Source organism: Pseudomonas migulae, from assembly GCF_024169315.1.
Taxonomy (GTDB): Bacteria; Pseudomonadota; Gammaproteobacteria; order Pseudomonadales; family Pseudomonadaceae; genus Aquipseudomonas; species Aquipseudomonas migulae_B.
Genome location: NZ_JALJWR010000001.1, coordinates 3018072 through 3039344, shown reverse-complemented (window position 1 = coordinate 3039344; position 21273 = coordinate 3018072). Strand labels below are relative to the sequence as shown.

General features: G+C 59.1%; 18 protein-coding genes. 9 read left to right on the top strand and 9 right to left on the bottom strand.

What is annotated here, in order from left to right:
- Positions 1-181: 181 nt before the first annotated feature.
- Positions 182-4030 (bottom strand): sensor domain-containing protein, encoded by a 3849-nt coding sequence (locus J2Y86_RS13900; RefSeq protein WP_253432237.1) that lies wholly within the window; start codon positions 4028-4030, stop codon positions 182-184.
- Between the two features lie 283 nt (positions 4031-4313).
- On the opposite strand from J2Y86_RS13900, the gene ettA reads away from it, so the two are divergent.
- Positions 4314-5978 carry an energy-dependent translational throttle protein EttA gene (gene ettA / locus J2Y86_RS13895; RefSeq protein ID WP_253432234.1) on the top strand — a complete coding sequence of 555 codons (1665 nt, stop codon included), beginning with the start codon at positions 4314-4316 and terminating at the stop codon, positions 5976-5978.
- A gap of 183 nt (positions 5979-6161) precedes the next feature.
- On the opposite strand, the gene J2Y86_RS13890 is transcribed toward ettA, so the two are convergent.
- The 4 genes from J2Y86_RS13890 to J2Y86_RS13875 all read right to left on the bottom strand — a co-directional run bounded on the left by J2Y86_RS13890 (position 6162) and on the right by J2Y86_RS13875 (position 9728).
- Positions 6162-6656, bottom strand: coding sequence for a GreA/GreB family elongation factor (locus J2Y86_RS13890; RefSeq protein WP_253432230.1), 495 nt, complete (start codon positions 6654-6656; stop codon positions 6162-6164).
- 70 nt (positions 6657-6726) lie between these two features.
- A complete protein-coding gene (locus J2Y86_RS13885) occupies positions 6727-7083 on the bottom strand; it encodes a hypothetical protein (RefSeq protein WP_253432228.1) in 357 nt (118 codons plus the stop codon).
- Positions 7084-7290: 207 nt separating this feature from the next.
- The gene (locus J2Y86_RS13880) at positions 7291-9144 is read right to left on the bottom strand and encodes an Lnb N-terminal periplasmic domain-containing protein (RefSeq protein ID WP_253432224.1); all 1854 of its coding nucleotides are present in this window, start codon (positions 9142-9144) and stop codon (positions 7291-7293) included.
- 95 nt (positions 9145-9239) lie between these two features.
- Positions 9240-9728 (bottom strand): DUF3015 domain-containing protein, encoded by a 489-nt coding sequence (locus J2Y86_RS13875; RefSeq protein ID WP_253432222.1) that lies wholly within the window; start codon positions 9726-9728, stop codon positions 9240-9242.
- A 275-nt stretch (positions 9729-10003) separates the two neighbouring features.
- Between J2Y86_RS13875 and J2Y86_RS13870 the strand changes: the two genes are divergently transcribed.
- Together J2Y86_RS13870 and J2Y86_RS13865 are read left to right on the top strand one after the other, a co-directional pair.
- A complete protein-coding gene (locus tag J2Y86_RS13870) occupies positions 10004-12442 on the top strand; it encodes a Lon protease family protein (RefSeq protein ID WP_253432220.1) in 2439 nt (812 codons plus the stop codon).
- A 318-nt stretch (positions 12443-12760) separates the two neighbouring features.
- On the top strand, positions 12761-13102 hold the full coding sequence (locus J2Y86_RS13865; protein ID WP_253432218.1) for a hypothetical protein: 342 nt from the start codon (positions 12761-12763) through the stop codon (positions 13100-13102).
- Between the two features lie 6 nt (positions 13103-13108).
- On the opposite strand, the gene J2Y86_RS13860 is transcribed toward J2Y86_RS13865, so the two are convergent.
- The gene (locus J2Y86_RS13860) at positions 13109-14938 is read right to left on the bottom strand and encodes a hypothetical protein (RefSeq protein ID WP_253432216.1); all 1830 of its coding nucleotides are present in this window, start codon (positions 14936-14938) and stop codon (positions 13109-13111) included.
- Between the two features lie 159 nt (positions 14939-15097).
- Between J2Y86_RS13860 and J2Y86_RS13855 the strand changes: the two genes are divergently transcribed.
- The 3 genes from J2Y86_RS13855 (at position 15098) to J2Y86_RS13845 (ending at position 16767) form a co-directional block, all read left to right on the top strand.
- The gene (locus J2Y86_RS13855) at positions 15098-15586 is read left to right on the top strand and encodes a TIGR00645 family protein (RefSeq protein ID WP_007943976.1); all 489 of its coding nucleotides are present in this window, start codon (positions 15098-15100) and stop codon (positions 15584-15586) included.
- Positions 15587-15716: 130 nt separating this feature from the next.
- Entirely contained in the window at positions 15717-16028 is a 312-nt protein-coding gene (locus tag J2Y86_RS13850) for a DUF6482 family protein (protein ID WP_253432214.1), read from the top strand.
- A gap of 121 nt (positions 16029-16149) precedes the next feature.
- Complete coding sequence (locus J2Y86_RS13845) at positions 16150-16767, top strand: FKBP-type peptidyl-prolyl cis-trans isomerase (protein WP_017340863.1); 618 nt, start codon at positions 16150-16152, stop codon at positions 16765-16767.
- Between the two features lie 117 nt (positions 16768-16884).
- Here the strand turns inward: J2Y86_RS13845 and J2Y86_RS13840 are convergent, their stop codons facing one another.
- The 3 genes from J2Y86_RS13840 to J2Y86_RS13830 all read right to left on the bottom strand — a co-directional run bounded on the left by J2Y86_RS13840 (position 16885) and on the right by J2Y86_RS13830 (position 18842).
- Positions 16885-17142, bottom strand: coding sequence for a PA4570 family protein (locus J2Y86_RS13840; RefSeq protein ID WP_084319505.1), 258 nt, complete (start codon positions 17140-17142; stop codon positions 16885-16887).
- A 206-nt stretch (positions 17143-17348) separates the two neighbouring features.
- Entirely contained in the window at positions 17349-17690 is a 342-nt protein-coding gene (locus J2Y86_RS13835; RefSeq protein WP_010467527.1) for a zinc ribbon domain-containing protein YjdM, read from the bottom strand.
- Positions 17691-17873: 183 nt separating this feature from the next.
- Positions 17874-18842: a polyprenyl synthetase family protein gene (locus J2Y86_RS13830; protein ID WP_017340860.1), complete on the bottom strand. Its 969-nt coding sequence runs from the start codon at positions 18840-18842 to the stop codon at positions 17874-17876.
- Positions 18843-19082: 240 nt separating this feature from the next.
- On the opposite strand from J2Y86_RS13830, the gene rplU reads away from it, so the two are divergent.
- The 3 genes from rplU (at position 19083) to cgtA (ending at position 21126) form a co-directional block, all read left to right on the top strand.
- Positions 19083-19397 (top strand): 50S ribosomal protein L21, encoded by a 315-nt coding sequence (rplU, locus tag J2Y86_RS13825; RefSeq protein ID WP_003176051.1) that lies wholly within the window; start codon positions 19083-19085, stop codon positions 19395-19397.
- 35 nt (positions 19398-19432) lie between these two features.
- Positions 19433-19708, top strand: a complete 276-nt coding sequence (rpmA, locus tag J2Y86_RS13820) for a 50S ribosomal protein L27 (protein ID WP_007943982.1) — start codon at positions 19433-19435, stop codon at positions 19706-19708.
- A gap of 194 nt (positions 19709-19902) precedes the next feature.
- Positions 19903-21126, top strand: a complete 1224-nt coding sequence (gene cgtA, locus J2Y86_RS13815) for an Obg family GTPase CgtA (protein WP_253432212.1) — start codon at positions 19903-19905, stop codon at positions 21124-21126.
- Positions 21127-21273: the final 147 nt, after the last annotated feature.

Sequence of the window (21273 nt, the reverse complement as noted above, 5' to 3'; positions counted from 1 at the left end):
GAAAGGAGATCATGTCGCAGACAAGTGGGCTTCATGACGGGATCAGCGGTGAATGTGCAGGCCTCATCGCGGGCAAGCCCGCTCCCACAGGGATCTTCAGTGGTCACAAATCTTGGATTCACCCAAAAAACTGTGGGAGCGGGCTTGCCCGCGATGGGGCCGGCAGCCTCTGCGCAAGGCCTCAGTCGAACATGAACAACGCATCATTGCTGAACTGCGCTTCAAACCGGCCCGCCGGCATCGGGCGACCGAACAGATACCCCTGAACCTCATCGCACCCGTGCTCACGCAGGAAGTCCAGCTGCTCATGGGTTTCCACGCCCTCGGCGATCACCGCCAGGTTCAGGCTATGCGCCATGGCAATGATCGCCCGGGCGATCTGCGCGTCCTGTTCACCTGAGGGCAATCCGTCGACAAAGGTGCGGTCGATCTTCAACACGTCGATCGGGAATTGCTTGAGGTAGTTCAGCGATGAATAACCGGTGCCGAAGTCATCGACGGCAATGCTCAGCCCCAGGTTTTTCAGCCCGGCGAGAATCTGCATGGCCTCGCTGACTTCGCGCATCAGGATACTTTCGGTCAGTTCCAGCTCCAGGCACGCCGGCGGCAGGCCGGTTTCCTTGAGGATGGTGGCGATCCGCGTACCGAGTTGGCCGTCGGAGAACTGCCGCGCGGAGATGTTCACCGACACCTTCGGCACTCGCACCTTGGCTTGATGCCAGGTCTTGAGTTGACGGCAGGCCTCGCTGATCACCCAGTCGCCGACATCCACCACCAGCCCGAGCTCTTCGAGCACCGGAATGAAATCCCCCGGCGGCACCAGTCCGCGGCGCGGATGACGCCAGCGCAACAAGGCTTCGGCGCCGGTCAGGCGTTTGCCGTCGCCACTGAACTGCGGTTGGTAGTACAGCACGAATTCGTTCTGCTCCAGGGCATGGCGCAGGTCGCTTTCCAGTTCCAGGCGCTCGAGGGCGCTGGCGTTCATGTCGGCCTGATAGAACTGGAAGTTGTTCTTGCCGCGCTCCTTGGCGTGGTACATCGCCGTGTCGGCGTTCTTCATCAACTGACTGAGTTCGTTGCCGTCCTGCGGACTCAGGGCGATGCCGATACTGGCGGTGACGAAAAACTCGCGGCCTTCGAGCACGAACGGCTTCACCAGGCTGGCGAGGATCTGCTCCGCCACGTGAATCGCCCGGTTCAGGGCGATTTCCCGGTTGACGCGCGGTTGCAGCAGCAAGGTGAATTCGTCGCCGCCCATGCGCGCCACCGTGTCGTCGTCATCGACGCAACCGAGCAGGCGCGTGGCCATTTCCTTGAGCATGCGATCGCCGGCGGCGTGGCCGAGGGAGTCGTTGATCGGTTTGAAACGGTCCAGGTCGAGGAACATCAGCACCACCCAGGACTTCTGCCGTTCCGCCGATTGCAGCGCGGTGTGCAGGCGATCCTGGAACAGCGTGCGGTTGGGCAGGTGGGTGAGGGCGTCGTAATAGGCGAGGCGGTGAATGCGTTGTTCACTGGCCTTGCGCTCGCTGATGTCGCTGAAGAAACACACGTAGCTGGCCAGATCGCCTTCGTCGTCGAGCACCGCCGTGATGCCGACCCACGCCGGGTAATGCTCGCCATTGCGCCGCTTCAGCCAGACTTCGCCTTCCCAGGTGCTGTGCTGATTCAGTTGTTTGAGCACATAGCGCAAATGCGCTTCCTGCTGCTCGTCGACGGTCAGCATGTTCGGCAACTGGTCGAGCACTTGCTCCACCGCGTAGCCGCTCACGCGACTGAACGCTTCGTTGGCCTGGACGATATAGCCCGCCGGGTCGGTGATCAGGATCGCCGACGTCGAGTGTTCGAATACCGTGGCCGCCATGCGCAGGTCTTTCTCGGCGCGGCGCTGCTGGCTGATGTCGCGACCGACGCCGAGCACGCCTTCGAAGGCGCCGTGTTCATCCCAGACCAGCACCAGACGCAACTCGATAGGGATCTTGCGCCCGTCGGCCCGCAGGCAATCGAAGAGGAACAGCTGGGTTTGTACCTGGCTGCGCAGCAGCGCCAGTTGGTCGGGTTTGTCCAGCGCTTTGCTGACGCGGTCCATCAGGCCGTAGATGCCGGACAATTGCTGAGGGTTGGCAATGGTCGTCTGCCAGCCGTTCTGGAAGATCCAATCGGTGTCGTAACCCAACACCGCTTGCACCGACGGGCTGACGTAGTTGAGCGAGAGCTTGCTGTCGGTGGAGAAGATCACGTCGCTGATGCTTTCGGCGAGCATCCGGTAACGCTGCTCGCTGTCGCGCAGGGACTCGCTGGCTTCGATCTGCTCGGTGATGTCCTTGGCCACACCGATGATTCGCGTGACCTGGTTATGCTTGTCCCGCGCCAACGCCTGCTCACGAATGTCGAAACGTCGCCAATTGCCGTCCCGGTGACGGAAGCGCAGCTGGCATTGCAGCAATTGGGTGTAGCCCGCGTGACGCTGGGTCTGGCGCGAACGATGGTAGTAGTCGGCATCTTCGGGGTGAAGGAGGATTTCCCAGAAGTACTCGCCCATCTGATGCAGCTCGGTGCGGTCGTAGCCGAGCGTCTGGCCCAGGTGGTGGTTGCTGAAGATCATGCGCTGGCTGATCACGTCCTGCACGTACAGGTGATCCGGCACGGTGCGCACCACATCGGACCAGAATCCTTCGCGCTCGAGCAGCGACAGTTCGATGAGCTTGCGGCTGGTGATGTCGCTGATGCTCAGGATCACCGCTTTATAGTCAGCCTGGTCTTCCGGCAGGCGCAGTACCAGCCACAAGTGCTGGTCGCGGCCATTGGCGTCCGAGAGCTTGATCTCCAGCTCAAGCTGTTTCTGCTGGTTGAGCACTGCGTCGAGCACTTGGTTGCCGATGGCGGTGCCGTCCAGCGGATTGCCGTCGATCAGCAGTTTCCAGGCCTGTTCGCAGGTGTTGACGTTGAGCAGTTGCAGGGCAACCTGGTTGACTTCGGTGATGCGCAGTTCCTGGAGCAATTGGTGCCGTTGTTCGGCAGATTCCAGCCAGCCACGCAGTTCTTCGCTGCTGTGCAGCCGGGCTTTGTCGAATGCAGTCTTGAGTCCCGACACGTCCAGTACACACAGCGCGACGCCGGTGCCTTCGAAAATATCCTGATAGCGTCGACGACCTTCAGTCACCTGGCGCTGACGGCGACGCATGTTCAACAGGGCGATCAGCGGCAGCAGGGAGAGCGCCAGTCCCAACAGGCATTTGCCGATGAACGCCGGCAACAGTTCTTCAATCACGCGCTTGCGGTCGAACAAGCCGCGCAATTGCCAGTCGCTGCTGCTCAGGGGAACCGTCAGCACGCTGTTGGCCACATCGTCTTCGGTCAGTTCGCCGGGCTTGGCCGAAGGGCGCGAATCATCGCGACTGATGACCTGGTGGTTGAAGCGGTTTTCCACCAGCCACATTGGGCGGATGCCGGTTTCGTTCTGTTTGGCCAGTGACGATAAAAAGCTCGGCTTCAGACGCAGGGCCCAGTAGCCACGCGTGCTGCCGCTGGCCTGATGCAGCAGCAAGTGCACCACCGAACCGTTATCGGCGTTGCTGAAATAGTGGGCCTGGCGACGGCTGTGACGAACCAGCTCGGCGAGGTAGTCGGCGTCCTCGCTGTCGGCGGCGCTATCACTGAGGACTTTGCCGGAGGGGCTCAACAGCGCAAGGCTGAGCAGGTCGGGCAAGGATTTCTGCAGCTTGCGAAGCAGCTCCTGCTGTTCGTCGGCGCTTTGTGGCTGTTCGACGATCGGTAGCAGGTTGAGGGCGATCTGCGCGTTGAGCGCCATGTTCAGACTGACTTGCGCGGCCAGATCGGCGGTGTAGTCGATGGTGTACTGGCGCTGGTTTTTCTGGGTTTCGCGCAGTTGATCCAGCAGTTGCCAGAACAGCAGGGCGAGCAGCAGCAACACCAGTGTCGCCAGCGCGCCCTTCAAGGTTCCGCGCAGGGGGGAGCCAGGCGCTGCAGTCGGCGCACGGGGGATCAGGGGCGGAGTGACATTGGACAAACTGTAATCCTGCGGTTTGGCTGGACTGGCGCGACGTGCACTATAAGCCGGACGCCCGGAGGGCGGCTAGCATGCCTTGAGTTGTGGCAAAGTGCCAGTCCCTCCCGGCTGGACTGCCTCTCGTCATTAAGGTAGCTTTGCCGGTTACGCGGGAGCGTTCCAGCTCCTAGAATCAGGTTTTTTCAGCGCGCAGCATTGATACCTGTCAATCCTCGACGCGCACGGCCTGGCCGGGCTTCGCCCGCGCTCCAATCATTCATCTGTCACTGACCCAAGGTTCTCCATGGCTCAATACGTCTTCACCATGCATCGGCTGGGCAAAGTTGTTCCGCCGAAGCGGGAAATCCTGAAAAACATTTCGCTGTCCTTCTTCCCAGGCGCCAAGATCGGCGTGCTCGGCCTTAACGGTTCGGGTAAATCCACGCTGCTGAAAATCATGGCCGGCGTTGATACCGAGTTCGAGGGCGAAGCCCGTCCGATGCCAGAGCTGAACATCGGCTACCTGCCGCAAGAGCCGATCCTGGACCCGACCAAAACCGTGCGTGAAGTGGTCGAGGAAGCGGTCAGCGTGATCAAGAACGCCCAGGCGCGCCTGGACGAGGTCTACGCGGCTTACGCTGATGAAGATGCCGACTTCGACAAACTGGCGGCAGAACAGGCCAAGCTCGAAGCCATCCTGCAAGCCAGCGACGGTCACAACCTGGATCGTCAACTGGAAGTCGCCGCCGATGCGCTGCGTCTGCCGGCCTGGGACGCCAAGGTCGAATTCCTCTCCGGCGGTGAAAAACGTCGTGTGGCCCTGTGCCGCCTGCTGCTGTCCGCACCGGACATGCTGCTGCTCGACGAACCGACCAACCACCTGGACGCCGATTCCGTCGCCTGGCTGGAGCACTTCCTGCACGACTTCCCGGGTACCGTGGTTGCGATCACGCACGACCGTTACTTCCTGGACAACGTCGCTGGCTGGATCCTCGAACTCGACCGCGGCGCCGGTATCCCTTACGAGGGCAACTACTCCGGTTGGCTCGAAGCCAAGTCCGACCGTCTGGCCGCCGAATCCAAACAGCAGTCGGCCCACGAAAAAGCCATGAAGGAAGAACTGGAGTGGGTGCGCAAAGGCGCCAAGGCCCGCCAGTCCAAATCCAAGGCTCGTCTGCAACGCTTCGAAGAAATGCAATCGCAGGAATTCCAGAAGCGCAGCGAAACCAACGAGATCTACATCCCGGCCGGTCCACGCCTGGGCGACAAGGTCATCGAGTTCAAGAACGTCACCAAGGGCTACGGCGATCGCGTGTTGATCGACAACCTGTCGTTCTCCATGCCGAAGGGCGCCATTGTTGGCGTGATCGGCGGTAACGGTGCCGGTAAGTCGACCCTGTTCCGCATGCTGATGGGCAAGGAACAACCGGATTCGGGTAGCATCGAAGTCGGCGAAACCGTGCAGCTTGCTTGCGTGGATCAGAGTCGCGAAGACCTGGACGGCAGCAAGACGGTGTTCCAGCAAATCTCGGAAGGTTCGGATCAGATTCGCATCGGCAACTACGAGATTCCGTCGCGTACCTACGTCGGTCGCTTCAACTTCAAGGGCGGCGATCAGCAGAAGTTCGTCAAGGACCTGTCCGGTGGTGAGCGCGGTCGCTTGCACCTGGCCCTGACCCTGAAAGAGGGCGGCAACGTCCTGCTGCTCGACGAACCGTCCAACGACCTCGACGTTGAAACCCTGCGTTCCCTGGAAGAAGCCCTGCTGGACTTCCCGGGCGCCGCCATTGTGATCTCTCACGATCGGTGGTTCCTTGACCGCGTCGCGACTCACATCCTGGCGTACGAAGACGATTCGCAAGCGGTGTTCTTCGAAGGCAACTACTCCGAGTACGAAGCCGATCGCAAGAAGCGCCTTGGCGAAGCGGCAGCCCAGCCGCATCGTGTACGGCACAAGAAACTGGCCTGATACCGGGTTGGTTGCATGAAAAAACGGAGCCTTCGGGGCTCCGTTTTTTTTGGGGTTTTCAGTGAGACCGCGGCGTGGCCTTCGCGGGCAAGCCCGCTCCCACAGGGATTGATGTCGTTCACAACATTTGTGTATTGCGCAAAACCAGTGGGAGCGGGCTTGCCCGCGAAGGCTTCCTCATCGTCACCTGATTTCTATGCTCAGAACCTCAATCACCAAATCCCCCACCGGCCGCTTCCACACCACTTCATCGCCCACCTGCGCGCCCAACAACGCCCGCCCCAGTGGCGATCCCCAATTGATCAGCCCGCCCGCGGCATCCGCCTGATCCTCGCCCACCAACTGCACGCGTTGTTCGTTGCCCTGTTCATCGGCAAAGGTCACCCAGGCGCCGATCTGCACTTTGTTGGTCGAGGAGGCTGGTACGACCAACTGAGCACTCTGCAGGCGCTGATTGAAATACCGCCAGTCGCGCTCAAGGTCGGCCTGGCGCTGTTTGTCTGCCAGTTCACCCTTCGTGCTCTGTTCATTGAGCAGGTTTTGCAGCTCGGCGACTTTTGCCTGCAACTGGGCAAGTCCGGCGGGGGTGACGTAATTGGGCTGCGCGCTGATCTGCCGTTCGACCGGCTGATCGGCTTGCGCAGCAGCGTTATCTTCATTGACGAAGGCGCGGCTCATGGTTTTCTCCCGTTATAGGGTTTGGGCCATGGTCACGGTCTTTTAGTTTCGACGGATATCTGGAAGCGACTCATTGCGAGCGAAACACACGGGCGGCGTCCTGGTCTTTCTGTTGCTGCCAGGCTTTTTCGCGGTCGTCCCAATGGTGGCTGCGATAGTCTTCGCGGTCTTGGCTTTCGCGCATGGCCTGGCATTGGCGGAAACCATCGCTCCAGCCTTCGGCGTATTGCTTGTCTTTGAGATAACGCGGGACGTTCTTGCGGAATTCACCGGTGATCGCCCCGGCGGCTTGCCGGCCGCTGCTGCAGCCATCGTCGAAGCCATCGGCGAACGCGGGTGGATAACCTTTGGCGATCAGGTCTTCGTGGGTCGTCTGGCAGCCCGCGATCAACATCAACACAGCCACCACACCCACGCAACGCCACATCTCGGACTCCTGGCCGTGCGACGGCCTATAAGTGAAGTCTAGGAGTGGATTCGTGAGGTGATTGTGAAAAGCACGTGATGAATCTGTCAGATAACGCAAATCAAATGTGGGAGCGGGCTTGCTCGCGAAGGCGGTGTGTCAGTCACCATTAATGTCGAATCGCCTTCGCGAGCAAGCCCGCTCCCGCAGGGATAGTGGTGTGTCAGGTCAATAGTGATACCACTTCACCTCAAGCATCACTTCGTTTTCGGGCGAGGCCAGATGGCTGAATTCACGCTGGGCGCTCAGGCGCAAACCGAGGTTGCGCGACAATTCCCATTGCTGGTTCAGGCTCACGCTACGTCGCACTTCGCCATTGGTGAAAAAATCACCTTTGGCTTCCAGGCTGAAGTTGCCCAGCGGGTTCTTCCACAGCACGCCGCTATTGAAACCCGCTGCCGGGGCGATGAAACCGGCAAAGTCGTTGTTGTGTTCAACGCGCACCGTGCCCAGGGCGAAACCGAGCATGTCTTCGCTCAACTGCCATGTGCCGCCGCCACCGCCGTTGACGTGGCTGACCAGGGTTTCATCGTCATGTTTGCCCGGCACGCGCTCCAGGCCACCGGTGACTTGCCACGACAGCGGTTGCAGCAACTCGTTGCGCGGCGTCAGGGAGCGAATGGTCGCCAAGTCCAGTTGCTGCAACTGCCATTGATTGCCTTCGTACTGACGCAGTTTCATCTGCAGGATTTCGATTTGCGCGCCGAGGGGAAAACTTTCCGAGTTGTCGTTGAGGTCGTGATACGCCATGCGCAGGCCATATTCACCGAACGCCTTGTCACCCCGAGTGCCGATGCCGGCCTGCCATGTGCGGGATTCATGGCCGTCCTCTGGCAGGCCCGGTTGCGGAATGTCCAGCTCCGGCGCCGGGTTCTGGTTGATCGCCCGCAGCAATTCGAAACTGCGCTGGGCCCGTTGCGGGTCGCGCTCCTGGCCGTTGGCGCGGTAGCGTTCGAGCCGGTAAGCCGCGTCGATGATCAGCGCCTGGCGCGCGCGGGGTTGCGCCTTGAATGCCGGTTCCTGCAATTGTTTCTGGTCAGCGCTGACTTTCAGCACCCATTGCTGTTCTTCATCGGTCAGCGGCTCGGCGCGGCTCAGCAGCTCACGCTCGCGAGACGGACGATATTGAATCGACTCCACCAGACCGGCTTCTTTCACGGCTTTGACGGTGTCGGTTGGAATCGCGGTCAGCGGGAATTGTTCGGTCAGGCGCAGGCTCGGGCGTGCGACCTGCAGCAGTTCCAGCAGGCGATAGGAGCAGTTTTCGTCGAAGAAGAAATAGTCGAACTGAATCTGTTTCAGTTCCCAGACATGCTCGACCATGCGCTCGGTTTCCTGCTGCGTCAGGTTCAGCCGGTACTCCCACAGGTCGCGGTTCTCGAGACTGCGGTATTCCGAGAGTTTTTCCTGATACGGCACCAGCGCAAACAGGCCCGGATAGCCGCCCATCAAGCCTTTCCAAGCGTACAGGATGCTGTTGTCCGAGCCTTCGATGTAGGCGCCGAAGTTGATTGCGTAGCTGAGCAGCGCCGTCTTGTCGCTCTGCACATCCGCCTGGTCGATGCGCAGCAGGGTGTGGCCGAACATCGATGACGGGCTGTTCAGATAGGCCGCCGGGAAAATCATCACCGCGCTGTGGGGCGAGACATCCTTGAACCATTGCTTGAACTCGGCGCAGTCGAGTGTCGGCAGATCGGTCAGATTGAGTTGTGCCTTGAGCCAGCGAGTACGTGCCGGGTAGACGCATTGCGCGTGCTGTTCACCGGCATTGGCCGGGGCGTACAGCGCTTGCACGGTGGCGGCCAGTTCACGGTCGGGATGTTCGTTGCCGTCGGGCGCCAGAAAGAATTTTTTGTCGCTGACATAGCTGCGCCAGCCGCCCAGCTTGGCGGTTTCGTAATGACCCAGGGAAATCCAGAAGGGATCGTTGGCCAGTTGCTGCAAACGTTGATTGTCGATGTGTGGCGCGGCGGACAGCGGGGCGCAGACACAGAGCGCCAGCCAGGCAAGGCGTTTGAACATAGTGGGCAACTTAGAAGTTCGAAAATAAAGACCCAAAGAAAGGGGCAGGTCCAAAAAATAAAACCCGCTCCCCGAAAGGAACGGGCGGGTCGAGCTTAAGCTTGAGTTGCGTACTTGGCCAGACGAGGATCGGCCTTCAAAACGGCCAGGGTGTTGGTATGCACGTCATCAGCGGTCACGTCAGCCTTGCTGAAGATCTGCTGGAAGTGCTCGTGAGTCACGGCAGCGAAGTGCGCACGGTCTTCCGGCGCCACGCCCAGTACCACGGCATAGGTAGTCAGCGCTTCGCCGTTACCTTTGGCCATGTCTTCGGACAGCTCGTTCATCATGCCATTCATGGCAAACCAGGATTTGCCGCCATAGGTCAGCGACGCATTAGTCGAGCAACCGTTGGTACCGGAGGTCATACCGAAGGTTGCGTTGCCGGACGTGCCGTTGGTGGTGGATGCCAGGAAGTGAGCCGGGGTGCCACGCTGACCTTCGAACAGCATGTTGCCCCAACCGCAATCCGGGCCGCCTGGCGCTTGAGCCATGGCATTGAGGGATACAGCGGTGAAGAGAGTACCGAGAAGAATCCGTTTCATAGCTTTGTTCTCTTTATGTGCATACCAATGGACAAGGGTCTGGCCCGATCTGGCGCCAGTGGGCCGGTTATTGTTCCAGCCGCGCAGTTTGGAGTTTAGGCACGTTCCAAGGGTTCCGTGACATTTTGCGAAATATTCGTTGAAAACGTTGATTTAGCCCCGGCCCGCCTGGGGATACTCGTTTAGCTATGCTTTGGCTAACGGCGCGCCTTGCAAGTCAGGTATGGGCAGCGCCAGAATGCCGCTATCTGCCCCGCCTGATGTAAGGAAGCCCGATGCCTGATCCTGTTGCTGCCAGCTTGCGTCTAGCGCCCGAAGCGCTGACCCGTCCGTTTTCCGCTGAACAGTTCAGCTTCTCTACCACCAATGATCTGGAGCCCTTCCGCGGTGTGCTTGGCCAGGAACGTGCTGTCGAAGCCTTGCAGTTCGGTGTGGCCATGCCACGCCCCGGTTACAACGTATTCGTCATGGGCGAGCCTGGCACTGGCCGGTTTTCGTTCGTCAAACGTTATCTGAAAGCCGAAGGCAAACGCCTGCAAACCCCGGCGGACTGGGTCTACGTCAACAATTTCGATGAGCCCCGCGAACCCCGCGCCCTGGAATTGCCCTCGGGCACCGCTGGCGCGTTCATCGGTGATATCAACGCGTTGATCGACAACCTGCTGGCGACGTTTCCGGCCGTGTTCGAACACCCGTCCTACCAGCAGAAGAAAAGCGCCATCGACCGCGCCTTCAACCAGCGCTACGACAAGGCGCTGGACGTGATCGAGCGCCTGGCGCTGGAGAAAGAGGTCGCGCTTTACCGTGACGCCAGCAATATCGCATTCACCCCGATGGCTGAAGGCAAGGCCCTGGACGAAGCGGAATTCGCCCAATTGCCGGAAGCCGATCGCGAGCGTTTTCACGATGACATTTCGTGGCTGGAAGAGCGCCTGAACGAAGAGCTCGCCAGCCTGCCGCAATGGAAGCGTGAGTCGAGCAATCAACTGCGCCACCTCAACGAAGAAACCATCACCCTGGCCTTGCAGCCGTTGCTGTCGCCGCTGTCGGAGAAGTACGCCGAGAACGCGGCGGTGTGCGGTTACTTGCAGGCGATGCAGGTTTATCTGCTGAAAACCGTGGTCGAGCAACTGGTGGACGACAGCAAAGTCGACGCCGTTGCCCGCAAGATGCTGGAAGAGCAATACGCGCCGAGCCTGGTGGTCGGTCATTCGGCAAGCGGCGGAGCGCCGGTGGTGTTCGAACCGCACCCGACTTACGAAAACCTGTTTGGCCGTATCGAATACAGCACCGATCAGGGCGCGCTCTACACGACTTATCGTCAGCTGCGACCGGGCGCGCTGCACCGCGCCAACGGCGGTTTCCTGATCCTTGAAGCGGAAAAAATGCTCAGCGAGCCGTTCGTGTGGGATGCGCTCAAGCGCGCCCTGCAATCGCGCAAGCTGAAAATGGAATCGCCGCTGGGTGAGTTGGGCCGCCTGGCCACCGTGACCCTGACACCGCAACACATTCCGTTGCAGGTCAAAGTCGTCATCATCGGCGCCCGGCAGCTGTATTACACGCTGCAAGACCTCGATCCGGACTTCCAGGAGATGTTCCGCGTCCTGGTGGATTTCGACGAAGACATCCCGATGGTCGACGAGAGCCTTGAACAGTTCGCCCAGTTGCTGAAAACCCGCACCTCCGAAGAAGGCATGGCGCCGCTGACCGCCGACGCGGTGGCGCGTCTGGCCACGTACAGCGCGCGTCTGGCTGAGCATCAGGGGCGTTTGTCGGCGCGGATTGGCGATCTGTTCCAACTGGTCAGCGAGGCGGATTTCATTCGTCACCTGGCGGGCGACGAAATGACCGACGCCGGGCACATCGAGCGTGCGCTCAAGGCCAAGGCCACCCGCACCGGGCGTGTTTCGGCGCGGATTCTCGATGACATGCTGGCCGGGATCATTCTGATCGACACCGATGGCGCGGCAGTCGGCAAGTGCAACGGGCTGACGGTGCTGGAGGTCGGTGACTCGGCGTTCGGTGTGCCGGCGCGGATTTCCGCCACGGTCTACCCGGGTGGCAGCGGCATTGTCGACATCGAGCGCGAAGTTAACCTCGGCCAGCCGATTCACTCCAAAGGCGTGATGATCCTGACCGGTTATCTGGGCAGTCGCTACGCTCAGGAATTCCCGTTGGCGATTTCCGCGAGCATCGCGCTGGAGCAGTCCTACGGTTACGTCGATGGTGACAGTGCGTCGCTGGGCGAGGCGTGCACGCTGATCTCGGCGCTGTCGAAAACGCCGCTCAAGCAGTGCTTTGCAATCACCGGTTCGATCAACCAGTTCGGTGAAGTGCAGGCGGTAGGCGGGGTCAATGAGAAGATCGAAGGCTTCTTCCGCCTCTGCGAGGCTCGCGGGCTGACCGGTGAGCAGGGGGCGATCATTCCCCAGGCCAACGTGGCCACGCTGATGCTGGACGAGAAGGTGCTGGCGGCGGTGCGCGCGGGGCAATTCCATGTCTACGCGGTGCGTCAGGCCGATGAGGCGTTGAGCCTGTTGGTCGGCGAGCCTGCCGGTGCGCCGGATGAGAACGGCGAGTTCCCTGAAGGCAGCGTGAATGCGCGGGTGGTGGAGCGTCTGCGGGTGATTGCGGAAATGATCAGCGAAGAGGACCTGAAAGAAGCCGAAAAGGAAGCGGCGCAGGAAGCCTTGGTCGAAGCAAAACCGGCCTGATGCAACTCCCGGTTCACCCCGATCCACTGTGGGAGCGGGCTTGCTCGCGAATCGATTTTTCATTCAACACATCTGTTGGCTGATCTACCGCTTTCGCGAGCAAGCCCGCTCCCACATTTGTATTGGATGAATCCTGAAAAAAGTGCCATCACTCTGACGTCAACATTCACACAATGACCATTCGGCGCCTTCTGGTCTCAGTTGACGTGCTGGTCAGACTTTTCTTCTATTCTGAGCTCAAGGACATCGACAGTAATCACTGGATCGAGACAGCTCTCCCGTGGGGGCTGAATACCGGATCTACTGAGGGTCGCCGCCATGTCGCGCAACCTCTGCCTCACCCGTCAATGCTTGGGCCTTGTGACTCGTATCGAATGCGCCATCAAGCCATTGGCCGGCGATACGGGCATGTGGACCTTGCTGTTTGCCGCCGGAATGGCCGGTGAACAACCGTCAGCCATCAAGGCCCAGGGCCCGTTTCATGGCCCCTTCGCGGCTGAATCAATCCTCGACACCATTGTTGAAAGCCTGACCCTGCACGGCTACGAGCTGGCCGACGATCCACAAATCTGGTGCCTGCACCTGCAGGCCCAGCTACGGGAAATCAATGGCGGCCGTTGCCGCAATCTGGGCGGTTTCGAGTTTCGCCCCGACCATTGAGTATGGCTATTGGGCAAGGCTGGACGTGTCAGCCTTGTCGAGCTTGATCTCGAAACCATATTGCACGGTGGTGAGGTCGGTTCGCTGATAGGTTTCCAGACGTGTGGGCTGGCCATAGAAGTAATGCACGCCGAATAACGCGGGGCCCTCTGCGCTCGCGTCGTGAATGACCGAAAGAATCTCCTTGAGGTAGTGACCGCTGTCGTCCTTGGCGAAAAAGCGCCAGTCCTCGGCGGGAAACAGCTTCAGATCAACCACCAGCGCATTGCCTTTCAATTCCAGGCCTTTGGGCAGTTGGTGGGCGTCGAGTGCCTGCTTGTCGACCTTAGCCAGGAACAGCGGCATGGAGCCCACCGCGTAGGCCGGCGTTTGCGCAAACAGGTTCAGGTCGTAAGTGATGATGCCGCGCAGGGGATCGATCTGATACGCCTCCGGCGGCAGCTCGATCGGCTCATCGCGTTTACCGCTGCTGTCCTCGGTAAAGAAGCTGACCGGGCTGTCCCCGGGGTTGAACGAAGTCCCCAGCAGTTCATCGTTGAAACTCCGGGTGTGATCGAATTCGATGCGCGCCGCGCTCGGGTCTTCCACCGATTGACGGATGCTGACGTTCTTTTTCAGTTGTTCCTCGCTGAGCGTCGCACCTTTGAGCCAGGTCGGCGCCTGATCGTCGTACACCACCACCGGCAAGGTCAGTGGCTGGATGGTTTTTTCGGTGGTGTGCTGGTCGAAGCGAAGGACTGGCAGATTCAGGTCCTTGCGCGTGACCGTGGCCGCCGAGAAGTCGAGCAGGCTGACTTCAAGGGTCTCGATCGGCCCGTTGAAATAGACCCTGGAGTAATGGTTTTTTTGTTGTTTCTCAAAGGCGCGCTGCTCTTCGTCGAGCTGTTGTTCGAACGTCTCGCTCCAGGCCTTTTGTTGCTGCATTTTTGCCAGCTGTTTTTCATAGAACGCTATTTGCGCGGCGGTTTCGTTGATCGAACCGGAGCGTGAAAGAAATTGCCCGGTGGCGTCCCTGGCCTGGACGATCAGCGGGTTCAGTGACGTGTCGCTCACCTCGGGCGCCAGCGGTGCGCTGTTGTTGAATTCGATCTCGGCGTAGTTGTTTGCCAGTTTCAGCAAGGTGATGCTGAGATTGTCGTTGGTGCGGGTCTGGCCAACGTCCTTTTTCGTCAGATCGAAGCTGTAAAGCCTGCGCGGCGCGATGACTTCGACCTTGCCTTGCAGACTGACCGGCTGCGGCTGCTGCTTGTTTTCGACACCCAGGCCATCGATGAACGGATACGTCACTGTCAGGTCATCGGGGTTGGTCAGATTGGAACTCGACGGGCTGAGCTGGATGCCCGGATCGGTTTCCGACCATTCCGGCTGGAACGCAATCACGCGTTTGTTGCTCAGGGTCACCGACTGCCATTCCAGCCCATGGGGAAAGAGAAACGCGGCCGGAATGTCGAAGTTGAAGGGGAACAGCGGTTGCAGGTCGGTCAAATAGTCGGAGCTGGAATCCTTGTGCAGCACAATCAGGCCGTTGATGTACGTGTCGACCAGAGCCTGGGGCGTGGGGTAGTGCTTGAGCACCGCAAGGACGTCTTCGCCGTACTCGGTGGTCACGGGTTTACTGTCGAGTTTGAGTTGTGCACGTTCGAGCAACAGCAGCGAGCCACCCAGTTCAGCCACGGCTTCCTTGAGTTTCGGGTCCTGAATGGCATCCAGGGACTTCTCGAACTGCGCGGTCTTTTCCTCGAGGCTGACTTGGCGTTTGTCATCGCCAGGTGAGCAGCCGCTCATTAGCAGGGCCAGACAAACCCCGGCGCTCATTAAAGGCAATCGCACATCCATTTCCCGTCTTCCTGTCCGATGTCGCTGGGCTGTCAATGGTTTGGACACTAGCAGAAAAACCTTGTCACACACGTGCAGGTGACGGATTTACCGGGTGTTTCTGGGTGTAACAGGTGGCTGGTATACTCGCGGCCATTTCCAGCCCACGTGTGAGATTCAATGGAACGCTTTATCGAAAATGCAATGTACGCCTCCCGCTGGCTGTTGGCGCCGATCTACTTCGGCCTGTCCCTCGGTCTGCTGGCATTGGCGCTGAAATTCTTCCAGGAAGTCTTCCACGTCATTCCCAACGTATTCTCGATGGCTGAATCGGACCTGATCCTGGTGCTGCTGTCGTTGATCGACATGGCACTGGTGGGCGGTTTGCTGGTGATGGTGATGATTTCGGGGTACGAGAACTTCGTCTCTCAGCTGGATATCGACGACAGCAAGGAAAAGCTCAACTGGCTGGGCACCATGGATTCGTCTTCGTTGAAGATGAAGGTCGCGGCGTCCATCGTGGCGATTTCGTCGATCCATCTGCTGCGGATCTTCATGGACGCCAAGAACGTCGATCCCGAGCATCTGAAGTGGTATGTGATCATTCACATGACCTTCGTGGTGTCGGCGTTTGCCATGGGGTATCTGGATAAGCTGACCAAGCACTGATTCTTTTTGCTTCTGCATGCCGCCCGTCTGTTGCGAAACAGACGGGCGGTGTCGTTTTTGGCTTGTACTTTGATGCGCCGAGGCCTATCCCTGTAAGGATGTTGTCTCGCCCGTGTGTGAGGTGCGTTCCATGAACTTCGAAGAGTTACGTGCATATGCCATCGCCGGGAAAGTCGATGAGCTGAACCTGATTTCCATGGAAGGCGGGATCTACCTGTTGGAGGCGCGCATGCATGGTGCCGCGTATCCCTTGAGTGATTCCCATGGCCAGGCCTTTCACCTGCGTTCGGTCGAGCATGCGCGACAAGTGCTTCATGCCTTTCCCACCTTGCCGTTCAACCTTGTGCACACCTCGGTTCATGATGAAATGTGCGGGCTGGGTGCGAATGCAGAGGAAAGTCTGAAGGTGCCGATCAATATCGGTACTGCCTGGCGACACTGACGCCTCTCATCAGCGCAACGACATCTGTGCTAGTCTGCTGGCCCTTTTTTATGAAGGGCCTTTCTGAAAGTGCTGTACGATTTTTTACCTTTTAGGGAGCGCCCCACAGCGGAGCAGTGTCATGTCCGAAGTAAATCTGTCCACCGACGAAACCCGCGTCAGCTACGGTATTGGCCGTCAGCTGGGCGACCAACTGCGCGACAATCCGCCACCGGGCGTTAGCCTGGACGCGATCCTGGCAGGCCTGACCGACGCGTTCGCCGGCAAGCCAAGCCGTGTGGGTCAGGAAGAAATGTCCGCGAGCTTCAAGGTTATCCGCGAAATCATGCAGGCCGAAGCAGCCGCCAAAGCTGAAGCGGCTGCAGGCGAAGGCCTGGCCTTCCTGGCTGAAAACGCCAAGCGCGATGGCATCACTACCCTGGCTTCCGGTCTGCAGTTCGAAGTGCTGACTGCCGGCGAAGGCGCCAAGCCATCCCGTGAAGACACCGTGCGTACTCACTACCACGGCACCCTGATCGACGGCACTGTGTTCGACAGTTCCTACGATCGTGGTCAGCCAGCAGAGTTTCCGGTTGGCGGCGTGATCGCTGGCTGGACCGAAGCCCTGCAACTGATGAACGCCGGCAGCAAATGGCGCCTGTACGTGCCGAGCGAACTGGCTTACGGCGCTCAAGGCGTTGGCAGCATTCCGCCGCACAGCGTACTGGTCTTCGACGTCGAGCTGCTCGACGTTCTGTAAGCTCTTGATCCTGTAGGAGCGAAGCTTGCTCGCGAATGCATCACCTCGGTTTCGAGTCGGAACCGAGTTGCCTGCTTCGCGAGCAAGCTTCGCTCCTACAGGGTTTTGTGGTGTTTCTCATACTTCGATCTTGTGGTTCAGATCACTGGTCGGGCGCAACGCCCGGGCGTAGCAGAACAGAAACAGATTGCGCACCAGTTCCTTGAGCACCACCGGCTCGCTGGAACTCAAGCCGTTGACGTCCAGATCACCTTGATCCTGCAGCTCGTTCAATGCTTCTTCTTCAAGCACCGCACAGACTTCCCCGGTTTCCCGATGCAGGATTCTGAGGTAAGGGTGTGGGCGGTCCAGCCAGGCGTCGATCAAATAAGTCATGGGTCTCATCTCCATTGATTGGTTTCAATGAGAATAATTCTTATTCATCAAATAGCAAGGACCTATTGGCAGTTCGCGGTTTTTTCCGGGTAAAGATTGCGTAAGGTCAAAGCGGCTGGCGTTTGGCTATTGCGAGGAAATGCTGGGCGAACCAGGGGAGGGCGAAGCACCATCCCACGCGGGGCGCGGGATGGCGTACAGCAGGTTCAGACTTTTCTGACAAACTCGGATTTGAGCTTCATCGGGCCGATGCCATCGATCTTGCAGTCGATGTCATGGTCGCCATCGCACAGGCGGATGTTCTTGACCTTGGTGCCCACCTTGACCACCAGCGACGTGCCTTTGACCTTGAGGTCCTTGATCACGGTGATGGTGTCGCCGTCCTGCAGGACGTTGCCTACCGAATCCTTTTTCACTGTGTCATCGGACGCCGCTTCGGCTTCGCCGCTGGCGGACCACTCGTGGGCGCACTCGGGGCAGATCAGCTGCGCGCCGTCTTCGTAAGTGTATTCGGAATTGCATTTCGGGCAGGGTGGCAACGTGCTCACTAAGGCTCCTTGGATTCAGGATCGCTAAAAAGCGCACATTGTATAGGGTTTTAGGCGGGGAGGGGCGATGCACGATTTGTAGGAGCGAGGCTTGCCCGCGAATGCAGTGGGTCAGTCACCTTTTCGGCAACTGGCAGATTGCATTCGCGAGCAAGCTTCGCTCCTACAGAGTGAGGGCGCGTTTTAGTGCGTACGGGCTACTGCGAACTCGCTCAATTCCACCAATGCATCGCGATATTCGCTGGCTGGCAGTGCGTCGAGGCATTTGATTGCACGGGCCACATAGTCGCGGGCCAGTTGCGCGGTGTACTCAAGGGAGCCGGACGCTTCAACAGCCTCGCGAATGCTTTCCAGGTCTTCGATGCCGCCTTTCTGGATCGCCTTGCGCACCAGTGCCGCCTGTTCCGGCGTACCTTCGCGCATGGTGTAGATCAGTGGCAGGGTCGGCTTGCCTTCGGCCAGATCGTCGCCGACGTTCTTGCCCAGGGTTTCCGCATCGCCCTTGTAGTCCAGCAAGTCGTCGACCAGTTGGAAGGCCACGCCCAGGTGATCACCAAAGGTGCGCAGGGCTTCAGCCTGTTCCGGCGTGGCTTCGCAGAGGGCGGCGGCACTGTGGGTCGAGGCTTCGAAGAGCATCGCGGTCTTGCCGCGGATGACTTCCATGTAGGTTTCTTCGGTGGTGCTGGCGTCGCGGACCTTCGACAGCTGCAACACTTCGCCTTCGGCGATGATGCGCGTGGCTTGCGACAGGATCTTCATCACCGGCATGGAGCCCAGTTCGACCATCATTTCGAAGGAACGCGAATACAGGAAGTCGCCGACCAGCACGCTTGGCGCGTTGCCCCACATGGCGTTGGCGGTCGAGCGACCACGGCGCATGCCGGACATGTCGACCACGTCGTCATGCAGCAGGGTGGCGGTGTGCAGGAACTCGATGGTCGCGGCCAGCAGGCGCAGGTCGTCGCCTTCGCGGCCGAGGGCCTTGCCACACAGCAGCACCAATAAAGGACGCAGGCGTTTACCGCCAGCCGAGGTAATGTAGTCGCCGATTTTCGATACCAGCGGCACTCGGGAAGTCAGCTGCTTCTTGATGATGCCGTCGACGGCGCTAAAATCGTCCGCCACCGCGCGGTAGAAAGCTTGGGGTTGCATCAGCGACAGTTGCTCCAGAAGGGTTGCGCGGCATGCTAGGACCCACGTCGGCGGGTGTCAAGGCACGATGGACGGCCTCTTGCATCGTCCCGGCAGCTTGCGTACAATCGCGCACCCTGAACTTCCTGGGCAGCACCTGCCTTACGCAATTGCAAACAGGCCTTCCAGCCTTATGCAGCCATGCCAGCCAATACCTCTTCTTATAAAGAGCTGGGTGAGCAGGATTATCGGAGAAATACCATGTCGTACGCAGTAATCGTTACTGGTGGCAAGCAGTACAAAGTCGCCCCAGGTGAATACCTGAAGATTGAAAAACTGGAAATCGCTACCGGCGAATCCGTAACTTTTGATCGCGTTCTGTTGGTCGCCAATGGCGATGACGTGAATATCGGCGCTCCAGTTGTTGCTGGCGCTACCGTTGTGGCTGAAGTGATCTCCCAAGGTCGTCACGATAAAGTCCGCATCATCAAGTTCCGTCGTCGTAAGCACCACATGAAGCGTATGGGCCACCGCCAGTGGTACACCGAGATCAAAATCACCGGTATTCAGGCTTAATTTCAGCCTAATTCCTCACTAGGAGAATTGAACTCATGGCACACAAAAAAGCTGGTGGTAGTACCCGTAACGGTCGCGACTCAGAAGCCAAACGCCTTGGCGTGAAGATGTATGGCGGCCAGGTTATCATTCCGGGCAACATCATCGTGCGTCAGCGCGGCACCCAATTCCACGCCGGTTACGGTGTTGGCATGGGTAAAGATCACACTCTGTTCGCTAAAATCGACGGCGTGATCAAGTTTGAAGTAAAAGGCGCTTTCAATCGCCGTTACGTAAGCATTGTCCCGAAGACTGACGTCGTCGCGGCATAATTACGTGGTTGCTGGAAAAGCCCTGTCTTCCGACGGGGCTTTTTCGTTTGTGGGGTGAGTCTCTTGCAAAGCTGTTTGTGATGGGCTCCAGCGCAGGTTTTTGCGGTCGTTGATTGAGGTCGCTGCGCTCATTTTTGCAAGAGTCTTATGTCTAGATTTTTTCGGCTCGTCCGTATGGCGAGAGGCGTTTTGTTATGAAGTTTGTTGATGAAGTATCGATTCGAGTAAAGGCCGGTGACGGCGGCAATGGTTGCATGAGCTTCCGTCGCGAGAAATTCATCGAAAACGGCGGCCCGAACGGCGGTGATGGTGGTGATGGCGGCTCGGTCTACATGATCGCCGACGAAAACCTCAACACCCTGGTGGACTACCGTTACACCCGGCACTTCGATGCCGAGCGCGGTTCCAACGGTGGCAGCACCGACTGCACCGGCAAGAAAGGTGAAGAGCTGGTGTTGCGTGTTCCGGTCGGTACGACCGTCATCGACGCTGCGACCCAGGAAGTGATCGGCGACCTGACCAAGGCTGGCCAGAAACTGCTGGTGGCTCACGGTGGCTGGCACGGTCTGGGCAACACCCGTTTCAAATCCAGTACCAACCGCGCTCCGCGTCAGACCACTCCGGGTAAACCGGGTGAGGCGCGTGACCTGAAGCTGGAAATGAAGGTGTTGGCGGACGTTGGTTTGCTGGGCTTGCCGAATGCTGGCAAAAGTACCTTCATTCGTTCGGTGTCGGCCGCCAAGCCGAAAGTTGCCGACTACCCGTTCACCACCCTGGTACCGAACCTGGGCGTGGTCAGCGTCGATCGCTGGAAGAGCTTCGTGGTCGCGGACATCCCGGGCCTGATCGAAGGCGCTTCCGATGGCGCAGGTCTGGGGATTCGCTTCCTCAAGCACTTGTCGCGTACCCGTTTGCTGCTGCACCTCGTGGACATGGCGCCGCTCGATGACGCCAGTGCCCCGGATGCTGCTGAAGTAATCGTCAGCGAACTGACCAAGTTCAGCCCGTCCCTGGCTGAGCGTGATCGTTGGCTGGTGCTGAACAAGTGCGACCAGATCCTTGAAGAAGAGCACGATGCTCGCGTCAAGGAAATCGTCGATCGTCTGGAGTGGACTGGTCCGGTTTACGTGATCTCCGCAATCTCCAAGCTCGGCACCGAGCGTCTGTGTCACGACATCATGCGTTACATGGAAGATCGTGCCGATCGCCTGGCGAACGATCCTGCTTACAAGGAAGAGCTGGCCGATCTCGATCAGCGCATCGAAGACGAAGCCCGTGCTCAGCTGCAGGCTCTGGATGACCAGCGCGCCCTGCGCCGTAGCGGCGTGAAGTCGGTCCATGACATCGGCGACGATGATTGGGACGAAGAAGACGTGGATGATGAGGATGGTCCGGAAATCATTTACGTGCGCGACTGATTAGGTAGGAGCGAGGCTTGCCCGCGAAGGCGGTCAATCTGTCTGGTCGCGGTGTTATCATCGCTGGCACGCCGGCTCACTAGGCGCCGCTCAATCGAGCGGCGTTTTGGTATCTGGAAATCGGTAGTCACGAATAACGTTACGGGC